The following is a 12025-nucleotide window of genomic DNA, read 5'->3' as shown; positions in this document are numbered from 1 at the left end:
CCCTGCCGTTCGGTGCGCCTGTGGGAGCGGACCTGGCCGCGACGGCTCCTCGCCACGGTCATCAAGCTCGCGCGCCAACTCCGGGTGGTCGCGAGAAGCTATCGCGGCCGGTCCGCTCCAACAAAAAGGGCCGCCTCTCGGCGGCCCCCTGGATTCCCACCCAGTTTCGTATCAGAAGCGGAAGCGCACGTAAGCCGCGGGGCCGTGCAGCTTCATGTCCAGGTCGAGGTCGTAGCGACGCTTGTCCTGGTGCAGGTCGATCTTGGTGTAGGCGTACTCGGCGCCGAAACCGACGTTCTCCCACGGGAACCACTCGACGCCGACCGCGGCGTCCCAGATGTGGCCGTTGAGCGAACCGCCGTTCTTCTTCACGCCCGACGCGTTGACGTACATGCGCCACTGGTCGTTGAACGCATGGCGCCAGCCGAGCTGCAGATTCGGGGCCCAGGCGTTGGTGTCGCTGGACGAGCCCGAGGACTCGGTCTGACCGAGCGCGGTGACCGAGCCGTAGATGCTGGCTTCGACCTTGTAGTACGCGGCACCGAGGCCCACCCCGAACACGTCGTTACCGGTGCCGAACCACCACTTGTACGCCGCGCTGCCGAAGGTGAACTTCAGGTCGCCCTTGACGTAGGCGCTGGCCTGGATCGGGTTGCCGAGGAAGTTGATCTGCTCGGAAAGGCTCTTCGAGTTCGAACGATCGACCTTGTAGTAGTCGAAGGTGAAGCCCTGGTGCTCGCCGATCAGGAAGTCGAGGCGCACGCGCGGCACCGTCTTGTGCTTCTTGAAGTCGAGATCGTCTTCGAGGTTCACGTCGCCGCTGGTGTTGAGGATGCCGGTGTTGGCACCGATCGTCGTGTCGTTGTTGGTGTAGTAGCCGCCGACCCAGACGCTGATGTTGTCGAGCGCGGGCGACTGCGACTTCTTGTTGCTGCTGTCCTGCGCGTGCGCGGCGGCACCGAAGGTAGCGATCGAAGCCAGCGCGAGGCCCGCGACGACCTTGGCATGACGATGTGGACGTGAGCGCATTGGTAACTCCCTGCTAAGTATTTTTTGATCGAACCCCCGAGCGAAATCTTAACGATCCATGATGTGTGCGCGGCGTGCACGGGAACCTCCGCGTGTTTGAAACGCGGAGTGCGTCACGTTGGTGAAGGGACTGTGAGCGAGGTGCGTGCGGATATGTGACGCTCGCTACCTTCCGGAGGGCTACAGCGTGAGTGGCAGGCGCACCGTGATCGTGGTGTCCGGCGTGTCGCGCGTGACGCCGACGCCCAGCGTGATGTTGAGCGTCTCCTTGTCGTTGAATCGGTACGAGCCGCCGATGAGCAACGAGCCCAGCGTGGCGCGCGCCGATCCGGCGAGCGGATGGCCGTCCTGCGTGGTGCGGGCGACGAAGGCCTGGTCGTAGCCGATGCTGATCGACGCCTTCTCGTTGAGCGACAGACCCATGCCGATGCTGATGTCGGCGATGTCGCCCGCTTTCACATCGCCCAGGAACTGCTTGCCGCCGCCGAGGATCGTACGGCTGACGTTCTTACGCTCGAAGTTGCGCAGGTAGCTGAGGTTGCCGAAGAAGACCACCGGATCAGAAGGATAGAGCCACGTCACGCCGAGTTGCGCGGAGTAGAACCCCGAGCCGGTGGGACTGCGCAGCGGCAGGCCGGTGCCGGTGAAGCTCTCGATGCAACGCGTCACGCAGTCCGTCGTCACCTCGAACGGATCGCGGCCCGTGCGCGACTTGGCGCGGAACCAGCCGATGTAATACGGCTTGTCGGGGCCACCGTCGTTGATCTGATAGCGAAGCGTGGCTTCGACATCGCCGATGCCCTTGCCGCTGGTGGTGAACAGGCGGTCGGTGGCGGTGCCCGTGAAGATCTCGCGGCTGATCGTATCGGTGTGCACGTCCACGTAGGGCACGCGCACTTCCAGTTCCATGCGGTTGGTCAGGCCGTAGCGGAACGCGATCGCGCCGGTCTGCGTCGTCTGCTTCACCTGGCGCACGTCGACCAGGCCGATGAGGACGGCGGGGATCACCGTGTAGCCGACCAGCGCGACGCGATCGCTCGACGAGTAACCGTACTGGTACGACGGCTCGACGATCAGCTTGCCGCGCGGCGTGAGCACGCCGGGCTGGTCGAAGATGGGGGCGACCTCCGGTGGCCGTTCGTCGGTTTCCGGACGGCGTCCGACGGGCTGCGCGGCGACGACGGGGCCCGACGCGGGTGCCGCCGGTGCGCCCGGCGGCGGGGCGCCGGGCGCGTCCTGCGCGGGCGCGGACGCCTGCGCACGCGGATCGGCGAGCTCGCCGGCGGCGCCCCGCGCTTCCTCGAGCGCGTTCAGTCCGACGGCCTTGCGCAGGTCGTTGTACTGCAGCTCCTGCGCGGCGAGTTCGCGCTTCATCTGCTCGAGCTCGGCGAGCTGCTCCGCCATGCGGGTTCGCATGGCGTCGATGCGCCGTCCCTGCGCGTCGATCTTGTCGCGCAGCTCCGGATCGACGCTGGATTCCTGCGCCAGGCACGCGCCGATCCACAGCGGAAGCACCGCGAGCGCCAGCGCGCTCACGCACGTTTTAGCCTGCATCACCCTGCCGTTGCGATACATGCGTTAGTTCCCCCGGAACTGGATCACCGCGTCGCGTATCGACTCCGATACCCTCATGTTTTGCAGCATGTTGGCCGTGTTGACCGACGCGTCGATCGTCGTGGTGGCCATGATGGCCTGGTTGTCGAGCGAGTTCTGGACGACGAGCCCGGGCAACGACGCGCTGGGCAGCGTCGCGACCACGGCGGCCGATGCCGCTCCTGCGTTCGCCGCGTTGCCGTTCGCGGAAGCGGCCGCGCCGTTCGCCGCGGCGGCGGCCGGTGCGACGGCCGACGGGGCCGTCACGGCGGGCGCCTGCACGCCCGGCACCGAGCCGGCGACCTCGCCCATGCCGTTGGTGACGATCGTCGTGCGCAACGCGTTCTGCAGCGCGGCCGCCTGGTCGGCGGTCATCGTCGCGATGTCCGGCACCGAGATGGACGTCCGCATCGCTTCCATGCCGTTGATCAGCACGGTGCGTTGCAGCGCGAACGACGCCCTCAGGTTGTCGCCGAAGTCGTAGCCACCGCGGATGCGGTCGAGCTGCGCGTCGGGGACCGCGCGATGGCGCGGAAGATCCGCCGCCTGGGCGGTGGCGCATGCGCCACCGGCGAGGACGGCGGCGATCAGGAAGTGTCGGGTGTTCATATGTCCCCCGGACCGCGTTTCGGCATCACGATAGGGCCCAGTCCATTGCGCTCGATGCCTTCGGCGATGGGCGCCGCGGGTGCGACGGCCCAGTCGCGCGGACTGTTGAAGATCGCGCGGTCGCGTTCGTTGTGGATGACGAAGACGATGCGGTTGGTCCACAGCGCGTCGAAGCGGCGCCGGGACATCGCGCGCGTGCCGCGGGCGGGATCGCCGAGCAGCACGCGGCCCTTCTTGTAACCCTTGACCACCACGAAATGGTGGTAGCCGCGTTCGTTGATCAGCACGATGGCGGGAACGCCTTCGACCTCGAGGCGTTCGAGCGGCACGTCGAAACCGTCGGCCTGGAAGCCGCGCGAGGCGAGGAAGCGCTTGATGTCGAGCAGGGAGAAACCCTCCTTGCCGATCTTCGCCTGGTCGCCGTGCTCGTACATGATGTCGAACGCCGACTGCTCGTCGATGGGGTCGCCGTACTGGTACGTGAGCAGCGTCGCCACCGCCGCGGAGCCGCAGCTGAAGTCGTACTTCTGCCGCACCGTGTTGCGGAAACGCGCTTCCTTGAGACTGGTCATCTTCACCGGGTACGACGTACCCGGACTCGTCTGCACCTCGACCTTCATCGCCGGCGCGGCCGGTGCCGCGACGAGCAACGCGAGGCCAACGGCGCAGGCGATCTTCATGGATTCATCCTGAGGTTCACGATCGTGGCGTTCTGGATGATCACGTTGTTGCCACTGTTCTGGATGACGGTGGGGATGCCGGAAGCGTTGCTCAGCGCGTCGCTGGAAATGACGTTCGTGCCCGTGATGTTCCGCCGCGCATCCGCCTCGCTCATCGTGGCGTTCAGCTGGTTGGTGTTGTGCGTGGTGTCGCTTCCGCCGGTCATGTCGCCGAGCGCCTCGACCGGCGTCGGCTGGCCGAACGATATCGGCGGCGATTGCTGCGGCGGCGTCGCGGCGAACGCGGCTCCTCCGCTGAAGGCGACGATCGCGACGATCGCTGCCAGGCTTACCCGTTGTCTGGAAAACTGCGGCATCTGGGTGTCCTCGAGGTCCTGACGGTTCCCTGCGGTCACCACGGGGCGCGATGGCGCCCCGTGGCTCCTGTTGCCGAGCACAACCTGTTACGGGTTGATGTTCGCCTGGACGGTGATGCCGGTCTGGATCAGGCCGCCACCGATGTTCGCGACCGAGGTCGTGATACCGGCCGCCCCCGCACCGCCACTCAAGGTGTTGGCCACCGAGAACGAACCGGCGTTCGCGGACGCCGAGCCACCCGCACCGCCTGCGCCGCCGGCCGCGCCGGAGCCCGAGCCGCCGGTACCGGACGCGCCCGCACCGCCGGCGCCGCCCGCGCCGCCCGCCGCCATGGCTTCGCCGCCCGCGCCGCCCGTTCCGGTCGACGCGCCCGACGTGCCTGTCGACGCACCGGAGGTGCCCGCGCCGCCCGCGCTGCTGCTCGCGCCGCCCGTGCTGGCGGTGGATCCGCCGGTCGAGGTATGCGAACCCGCGCCACGCGCACGCGCGTTGCCGCCGTCGCCGGACGCGTCGCCGCCATCACCCCATGCGCCGCCGCCCTTCGCGCCGCTCGCGGCCCAGGCGTCGCCCGATGAGGAGGAGCCATCACCGCCCACGGCGCCGCTGGCGCGGGCGTTTCCGCCGTCGCCGCCGGATCCGCCATGGCCGCCGTAGCCCTTCGCGCCGTAGCCGTCACCGCCGGATCCGCCGCGCGCTCCGCTGGCGTCGCCGCGGTTCCAGGCCACGTTGCCCATCGTCGAGCTGACGTCGCTCACGGTGCCGTTGAGTACGGTGTTCGCGGCCACGTTCGTCGTGTTGAACGAACCGGTGGTCGTCTTCGTATGCGTCGAACTGTCGGCCCATGAATGGGTCGAGCTGTCGCTGTACGTGGAGCTGTCGGAATACTGGATAGCCATGGACCGGCGCTGCGCGGTGGCGCCCGAGGATCCGGTCTGGGTGTCGTCGGCCATCACCGGCAGCGAAAGTCCGGTGGCGAGGCAGATCGCCGTGGCGATAAGAGTCTTACGCATGGGAGAGTCTCCTGGTGTGCATAGCATGAGCTTCGCGAACCCCTGTTTCTCTTGCCGACCGCCGCGTCCTGCCAACACGGGGGGTGAAGGAGCCGCAGCAAGTTGCGTGCCTTTGGCCGTATTTGCGGAGAGGCGTGCATCCATGCGGGTTTACGCGGGCCGCCCGGCGGCGAAGCGCGCACGTCCTGTAACGGACGCGATACACGCCGTAACGCCGTTGCGGCGGGAGTGAGATGGCTGTCGCGGCGGGTATCCGGGGCCTGTTCGGCGGGCCTTCGATCGCTTGCCCTCGGGCCGGGATCGGACGATCATTCGAACGATCGTTTGAACCGGAGCGTTCCGTGGCCTACCCGCACCTGCTTGCCCCGCTCGACCTGGGCTTCACCACCCTGCGCAACCGCGTGCTCATGGGTTCCATGCACACGGGCCTGGAAGACAAGGCGGCCGACTTCGACAAGCTGGCGGCCTTCTTCGCCGAGCGCGCGCGGGGCGGCGTGGGCCTGATCGTCACCGGCGGCATCGCGCCGAACATCCAGGGCTGGCTGAAGCCCATGTCGGGCACGATGTCGATGCCATGGCACGTCGGTCGCCATCGCAAGGTCACGCGGGCCGTGCACGCCGAGGGCGGGAAGATCTGCATGCAGATCCTGCACGCGGGACGCTACGGCTATCAGCCGTTTTCCGTCGCGCCATCGCGGATCAAGTCGCCGATCACGCCGTTCACGCCGCGCGCGCTCTCGGCGCGCGGCGTGGAACGCAGCATCGACGCCTTCGTGCGCAGCGCGAAGCTCGCGCAGGACGCCGGCTACGACGGCGTGGAAGTGATGGGCTCGGAGGGTTACCTGATCAACCAGTTCCTCGCGGCGCGCACCAACAAGCGCACCGATCGCTGGGGTGGCTCCAGCGAGAATCGCATGCGCTTTCCCGTCGAGATCGTCCGCCGCATGCGCGAGGCGGTCGGCAGGGACTTCATCATCGTCTACCGGCTGTCGATGCTCGACCTCGTCGACGAAGCGCAGTCGTGGACGGACATCGTCACGCTCGGCAAGGCCATCGAGGCGGCCGGCGCCACGATCATCAACACGGGCATCGGCTGGCACGAAGCGCGCGTGCCGACCATCGTCACCAGCGTGCCGCGCGGCGCCTTTACCTGGGTGACGCGACGGATGAAAGGCGAGGTCGGCATCCCGCTCGTGACCACCAATCGCATCAACATGCCGGACGTCGCCGAGCGGATCCTCGCGCAGGGCGACGCGGACATGGTGTCCATGGCCCGCCCGCTGCTGGCCGATCCCGAATGGGTGAACAAGGCGCGCGCGGCGCGACCGGAAACCATCAACACATGCATCGCCTGCAACCAGGCGTGCCTCGACCACGTGTTCGTGAACCGTCGCGCGTCGTGCCTCGTCAATCCGCGCGCCTGCCACGAGACCGAGCTCGTGATCGCGCCCGCGACCGCGAAGAAGCGCGTCGCGGTGGTCGGCGCCGGGCCGGCCGGACTTGCCGCGTCCACCACGCTCGCCGAACGCGGCCACGCCGTGACGCTGTTCGATCGCGCATCGGCGATCGGTGGCCAGTTCAACATGGCCAAGCGTATCCCGGGCAAGGAAGAGTTTCACGAGACCCTGCGCTACTTCGACCATCGCCTCGACGCCACGGGCGTCGAGCGTCGCCTCGGTACCGACGCGACGGCCGACGCGCTCGCCCGCGACGGATTCGATACCGTCATCCTGGCGACGGGCGTGCTACCGCGCGCGCTCGACCTGCCGGGCGCGGACCATCCGAAGGTGCTGAGCTACATCGACGTCCTCCATGGCAACGCACCCGTGGGCGAGAAGGTCGCGATCATCGGCGCGGGCGGCATCGGCTTCGACGTGGCCGAGTTCCTGACCGAAGCCACGCCCTCCCCCACCACGGACGTCTCGCGCTGGACGAAGGAATGGGGCGTGGACATGACGATGGCGACGCCGGGCGGTCTCATGCCGGCGCGCCCGGAGAAACCGGAGCGGCAGGTGTGGCTCCTGCAACGCAGCGAAGGTCGCCCCGGCGGACGCCTGAACAAGACCTCGGGCTGGGTGCACCGGGCCACGCTGAAGAACAAGCGCGTGCAGATGCTGGGCGGCGTGAGTTACGAGCGCATCGACGATGCGGGGCTGCACGTGGTGATCGACGGCAAGCCGCAGGTGCTCGACGTCGATCACGTGATCGTATGCGCGGGACAGGAGCCCAATCGCGAACTGCACGAGGCGCTGGTCGCGAAGGGCGTCGACGTGCGGCTGATCGGCGGTGCCGAGGTGGCGGCCGAACTGGACGCCAAGCGGGCGATCGACAAGGCCACGCGCCTGGCGGCGGCCATCTGATCCGAATCGGGTAGGAGCGGCACCTGTCGCTCCTCGCGAGAAGCTGTCGCGCGCAGGGCGCGCTCCTACCGGTCGAGCCGCGGCGGGTGCCTTACCTTTTCTCGATCGGCACGTAGGTCTGGTCTTCCGGACCCGTGTAGTTCGCGCTCGGGCGGATGATCTTGCCGTCCTGGCGCTGCTCGATCACATGCGCGCTCCAGCCCGACGTGCGCGCGATGACGAACAGCGGGGTGAACATTGCCGTCGGCACGCCCATCATGTGGTACGCGGAGGCCGAGTACCAGTCGAGGTTGGGGAACATCTTCTTCAGTTCCCACATCAGCTTCTCGATCTTCTCCGAAACCTCGAACAGACGCGGATTGCCGCCGTCGGTGCAGAGCTTGCGCGCGATTTCCTTGATGATCTCGTTGCGCGGATCGGACACGGTGTAGACCGGGTGGCCGAACCCGATGATGATCTCCTTGCGCTCCACGCGCGCACGGATATCGGCTTCCGCCTCGGCCGCGTCGCGGTAACGCGCGATGATCTCCATCGCGACTTCGTTCGCGCCACCGTGCTTCGGACCGCGCAGCGCGCCGATCGCACCGGTGATGGCCGAATACATGTCCGAACCGGTACCGGCGATGACGCGCGCCGTGAACGTGCTGGCGTTGAACTCGTGCTCGGCATAGAGCACCAGAGAGCGGTCGAGCGCATGCGAATGCAGTTCGCTCGGCTTGCGGCCGTGCAGCAGGTGCAGGAAGTGCGCGGCGATCGAGTCGTCGTCGGTTTCCGTTTCGATGCGCTTGCCGTTGTGGCTGAAGTGGTACCAGTACAGCAGCATCGAACCGAAGCTCGCCATCAGGCGGTCCGCGATGTCGCGCGCGCCGGTGACGTTGTGGTCTTCCTTCTCCGGCAGCACGGTGCCGAGCACCGACGCGCCCGTGCGCATGACGTCCATCGGATGCGTCGCGGCGGGCAGCAGCTCCAGCGCGCCCTTCACCGGCGCGGGCAGGCCGCGCAGGCGCTTCAGCTTGGCGCGGTACGCGTTCAGCTCCATCCAGTTCGGCAGCACGCCGTGGACCAGCAGGTAGGCCACTTCCTCGAACGAGCCCTTGGCGGCGAGGTCGTGGATGTCGTAGCCGCGGTAATGCAGGTCGTTGCCGCTGCGGCCGACGGTGCACAGCGCGGTGTTGCCCGCGGCCACGCCGGAGAGTGCGACGGATTTCTTGGCCTTCGGCGCGGTGGTGGTGTCGCTCATGTCCATAAACTCCTTAAACCTTCTTGGAGAACAGTTCGTCGAGATGGCGTTCGTAAGCGTGGTAACCGATGCGGTCGTAGAGTTCCTCGCGCGTCTGCATCGTGTCGATGACGTTGCGCTGGTGACCGTCGCGGCGGATGGCGGTGTAGACGTTCTCGGCGGCCTTGTTCATGGCGCGGAACGCGGAAAGCGGATACAGCACGATGCCGACGCCGACGCTGCCGAGTTCCTCGGTGCTGAACAGCGGCGTCTGGCCGAATTCGGTGATGTTGGCGAGGATCGGCACGTTCACGGCATCGACGAATCGCTTGTACGTCGGCAGGTCGTAGGCCGCCTCGGCGAAGATCGCGTCCGCGCCGGCCTCGACGCAGGCGATGGCGCGCTCGATGGCGGCATCCACGCCCTGCACCGCGATCGCATCGGTGCGCGCGATGAGGAAGAAGTCCGGATCGGTCTTCGCGTCGGCCGCCGCCTTGACGCGATCGGCCATTTCCTCGGTGGTGACGATTTCCTTGCCCGGGCGGTGACCGCAGCGCTTCGCGCCGACCTGATCCTCGATGTGGCAGGCCGCGGCGCCGAACTTGATCAGGCTCTTGACCGTGCGCGCGATGTTGAACGCGCTCGGACCGAAGCCCGTGTCGATGTCGACCATCAGCGGAAGGTCGCAGACGTCCGTGATGCGGCGGACGTCGGTGAGCACGTCGTCGAGGGTGTTGATGCCCAGGTCCGGCAGGCCGAGCGAACCGGCCGCGACACCGCCGCCGGAGAGGTAGATGGCGCGGAACCCGGCCCGTTTCGCCAGCAGCGCGTGGTTCGCGTTGATCGCGCCGATGACCTGCAGCGGCTGTTCGGCCGCGAGGGCGGCCCGGAAACGCGCGCCGGCCGAGGGGTGCTGTGCCATGGAACTCTCCGCGTAAAGGGAGGCATTTTAGCGTAGTGGCGTCGGCAGGCCTTGCTGCGTCGCGGGAGAGCCCGTAGAGGTAGGAGCGCGCCCTGCGCGCGACAGCTCTTCGCGATGCGCATCAGGCCCTGATGCTCACGGCCCCAAAGGCTGTCGCGCGCTGGGCGCGCTCCTACGGCTGCGCCCGCCTTGCGCCGCAATCGGGCCCGCGCAGGATCGCCCGGCGCACCTCGTCCAGCGCGTTCGGATCGTCGAGGGTCGACAGATCGCCGGGATCGGTGCCCTGGATCAGCGCCTGCAGCGACCGCCGCAACAGCTTGCCGGACCGTGTCTTCGGCAGCGCGCCGACGACGTAGACGCAGGCCGGCCGCGCGAGACTCCCCAGCAGTTCGACCACCCGGCGCTCCATCGCCCGCGCGACGTCGCGGGGGTCGTCGGTCACGCCCTGCCTGAGCGTGGCGAACACGGCGGGCACCTGCCCCTTCAGCTCGTCGACGATGCCCACGACCGCCACCTCGGCGACGGCACCGAGGGACGCCACCGATTCCTCGATCTCGCGGGTGCCCAGCCGGTGCCCCGCGACGTTGATGACGTCGTCGGTGCGTCCGAGGATGAAGAAGTAGCCGTCGGCGTCGCGCACGGCCCAGTCGAGCGAGCTGTACAGGCACTCGCTGAAGTGTCCGAAGTAGCTTCGCCGGTAACGCTCGTCGTCGCGCCAGATCGTGGTCAGGCATCCCGGCGGCAGGGGCGGCTCGATCACCAGCACGCCCTTTTCCCCCGCCGGTTTCTCCTCGCCCGTGGCTTCGTCGATCACGCGCATGCGGTAGCCGAACGTGGGGAACCCGGGCGAGCCCGGCTTCACGGGTTTCAGGTCGAGCCCGGGCATCAGCGACAGCGCGGGCCAGCCGGTCTCCGTCTGCCAGTAGTTGTCGATCACCGTCTTGCCCGTGCCGGCGGTGAGCCACTCGTACGTCGGACGGTCGAGCGGCTCGCCCGCGAGGAAGATCCATTTCAGGGCGGAGAGGTCGTAGCGCGAGAGCCACGCGGCGTCCTGTTTCTTCAGCAGACGGATCGCCGTGGGCGACGAGAACATCGTGCGCACGCCGTAGGTCTCGCACAGGCGCCACCAGATGCCGGGGTCCGGCGAGGTCGGGACGCCCTCGTAGAGGATCGCCGTGCAGCCGCCGATCAGCGGCCCGTAGACGTTGTACGAATGCCCGACCGCCCAGCCGACGTCGGACGTGCACAGGATGGTCTGCCCGGGGCGCAGGTCGAAGATGGTCGTCATGGACAGCGCCAGCGCCACCGCATGACCGCCGACGTCGCGCTGCACGCCCTTCGGCTTGCCCGTGGTGCCGGAGGTGTAGAGCAGGTAACTCGGCTCGTTGGATTCGAGCCAGACGACGGGTACGTCGGTGTCGAGATGCCGTTCGCGCAGGGTCGCGTAATCCAGGTCGCGTCCCGGTTGCCGCTCCATCGCGGGATCGAGGCCACGGTCGACGACGAGCACGTGCGCCGGTGCGGCGTTCGCCTCGCGCAGCGCCGCATCCACGAGCGGCTTGTAGGGGATGACCTTGCCGCCGCGCATGCCGGCGTCGGCGCAGATCAGCAGCGCGGGCCCCGCATCGTCGATGCGCAGCGCGAGGTTGTGCGCCGCGAAGCCGCCGAACACCACCGAATGGATGGCGCCGATGCGCGCGCACGCGAGCATGGCGAACGTGGCTTCCGCGATGTTGGGCAGGTAGATGACGACACGGTCGCCCCGTCCGACGCCGAGCGACACCAGGATCGCGGCGAACGCGTTCACCTCGCGATGCAGTTCGCGGTACGTGATCTCGCGCGTCGTGTTCGTCTCGGTGGACACCGCGACGATGGCGAGCTGGTCGCCGCGCGTGTCCAGGTGGCGATCCACCGCGTTGTGGCAGAGGTTGGTCGTGCCACCCACGAACCAGCGGCGGAACGGCGGATGCGTCGCATCGAGGATGCGCGCGGGTGGCGTCTCCCAGTGGATCAGCTTCGCCTGCTCGCCCCAGAAGCCTTCCGGGTCGTCGACCGAGCGTCGCCAGGCGTCTTCGTAGCGCATGCGGATCACCTCGTGCAGTGTGCGATCAGCCTAGATCACGCAGCCCGCCGACTCCGTTGCACTTTGGTCGAACATGAGAGCTGCGGCAGCCACATCGCCGAGGCGACCGGCTCCCACCCTTCGGCAGCCAGGCTGCTATCGGAGGGTGGGATTCACGGCACAG

At 67.9% G+C, this 12025-nt stretch carries 10 protein-coding genes; 1 reads left to right on the top strand and 9 read right to left on the bottom strand.

From position 1 onward, the window contains the following. Window positions 1-171 precede the first annotated feature (171 nt). From BMY69_RS18465 to BMY69_RS18440, 6 genes are all read right to left on the bottom strand, one after another. Window positions 172-1029 carry an outer membrane protein gene (locus BMY69_RS18465; protein ID WP_090181066.1) on the bottom strand — a complete coding sequence of 286 codons (858 nt, stop codon included), beginning with the start codon at window positions 1027-1029 and terminating at the stop codon, window positions 172-174. A 180-nt stretch (window positions 1030-1209) separates the two neighbouring features. Next, complete coding sequence (locus BMY69_RS18460) at window positions 1210-2604, bottom strand: acetate kinase (protein WP_218143224.1); 1395 nt, start codon at window positions 2602-2604, stop codon at window positions 1210-1212. A 3-nt stretch (window positions 2605-2607) separates the two neighbouring features. After that, window positions 2608-3231: a hypothetical protein gene (locus BMY69_RS19720; RefSeq protein ID WP_090181064.1), complete on the bottom strand. Its 624-nt coding sequence runs from the start codon at window positions 3229-3231 to the stop codon at window positions 2608-2610. Continuing rightward, window positions 3228-3911 carry a C39 family peptidase gene (locus BMY69_RS18450; protein ID WP_090181061.1) on the bottom strand — a complete coding sequence of 228 codons (684 nt, stop codon included), beginning with the start codon at window positions 3909-3911 and terminating at the stop codon, window positions 3228-3230. Before BMY69_RS18450 ends, BMY69_RS19720 begins: the two co-directional genes overlap by 4 nt. Next, window positions 3908-4267, bottom strand: a complete 360-nt coding sequence (locus BMY69_RS18445) for a hypothetical protein (protein ID WP_143070524.1) — start codon at window positions 4265-4267, stop codon at window positions 3908-3910. The genes BMY69_RS18450 and BMY69_RS18445 overlap by 4 nt, the downstream gene beginning before the upstream one ends. 87 nt (window positions 4268-4354) lie before the next feature. Beyond that, window positions 4355-5278 (bottom strand): hypothetical protein, encoded by a 924-nt coding sequence (locus BMY69_RS18440; protein WP_090181056.1) that lies wholly within the window; start codon window positions 5276-5278, stop codon window positions 4355-4357. Between the two features lie 341 nt (window positions 5279-5619). Here BMY69_RS18440 and BMY69_RS18435 point away from each other — a divergent pair, with 341 nt between their 5' ends. Continuing rightward, window positions 5620-7638, top strand: a complete 2019-nt coding sequence (locus tag BMY69_RS18435; RefSeq protein WP_177191217.1) for an oxidoreductase — start codon at window positions 5620-5622, stop codon at window positions 7636-7638. A gap of 91 nt (window positions 7639-7729) precedes the next feature. On the opposite strand, the gene prpC is transcribed toward BMY69_RS18435, so the two are convergent. The 3 genes from prpC to prpE all read right to left on the bottom strand — a co-directional run bounded on the left by prpC (window position 7730) and on the right by prpE (window position 11862). Next, on the bottom strand, window positions 7730-8878 hold the full coding sequence (gene prpC, locus BMY69_RS18430; RefSeq protein WP_090181089.1) for a bifunctional 2-methylcitrate synthase/citrate synthase: 1149 nt from the start codon (window positions 8876-8878) through the stop codon (window positions 7730-7732). A 13-nt stretch (window positions 8879-8891) separates the two neighbouring features. Further along, window positions 8892-9779 (bottom strand): methylisocitrate lyase, encoded by an 888-nt coding sequence (gene prpB / locus BMY69_RS18425; protein WP_090181051.1) that lies wholly within the window; start codon window positions 9777-9779, stop codon window positions 8892-8894. Window positions 9780-9951: 172 nt separating this feature from the next. Then, window positions 9952-11862, bottom strand: coding sequence for a propionate--CoA ligase (gene prpE, locus BMY69_RS18420; protein WP_090181049.1), 1911 nt, complete (start codon window positions 11860-11862; stop codon window positions 9952-9954). Window positions 11863-12025 lie beyond the last annotated feature (163 nt).

This window comes from Luteibacter sp. UNC138MFCol5.1 (assembly GCF_900110505.1).
In the GTDB taxonomy this organism is placed as follows: domain Bacteria; phylum Pseudomonadota; class Gammaproteobacteria; order Xanthomonadales; family Rhodanobacteraceae; genus Luteibacter.
This window is presented reverse-complemented; position numbering and strand designations above follow the sequence as displayed.

What these genes read in the sequence shown, in the direction of transcription:
- BMY69_RS18465 (WP_090181066.1), bottom strand. Translation starts at nt 1,029, where the DNA reads ATGCGCTCACGTCCACATCGTCATGCCAAGGTCGTCGCGGGCCTCGCG.
- BMY69_RS18460 (WP_218143224.1), bottom strand. Translation starts at nt 2,604, where the DNA reads ATGTATCGCAACGGCAGGGTGATGCAGGCTAAAACGTGCGTGAGCGCG.
- BMY69_RS19720 (WP_090181064.1), bottom strand. Translation starts at nt 3,231, where the DNA reads ATGAACACCCGACACTTCCTGATCGCCGCCGTCCTCGCCGGTGGCGCA.
- BMY69_RS18450 (WP_090181061.1), bottom strand. Translation starts at nt 3,911, where the DNA reads ATGAAGATCGCCTGCGCCGTTGGCCTCGCGTTGCTCGTCGCGGCACCG.
- BMY69_RS18445 (WP_143070524.1), bottom strand. Translation starts at nt 4,267, where the DNA reads ATGCCGCAGTTTTCCAGACAACGGGTAAGCCTGGCAGCGATCGTCGCG.
- BMY69_RS18440 (WP_090181056.1), bottom strand. Translation starts at nt 5,278, where the DNA reads ATGCGTAAGACTCTTATCGCCACGGCGATCTGCCTCGCCACCGGACTT.
- prpC (WP_090181089.1), bottom strand. Translation starts at nt 8,878, where the DNA reads ATGAGCGACACCACCACCGCGCCGAAGGCCAAGAAATCCGTCGCACTC.
- prpB (WP_090181051.1), bottom strand. Translation starts at nt 9,779, where the DNA reads ATGGCACAGCACCCCTCGGCCGGCGCGCGTTTCCGGGCCGCCCTCGCG.
- prpE (WP_090181049.1), bottom strand. Translation starts at nt 11,862, where the DNA reads ATGCGCTACGAAGACGCCTGGCGACGCTCGGTCGACGACCCGGAAGGC.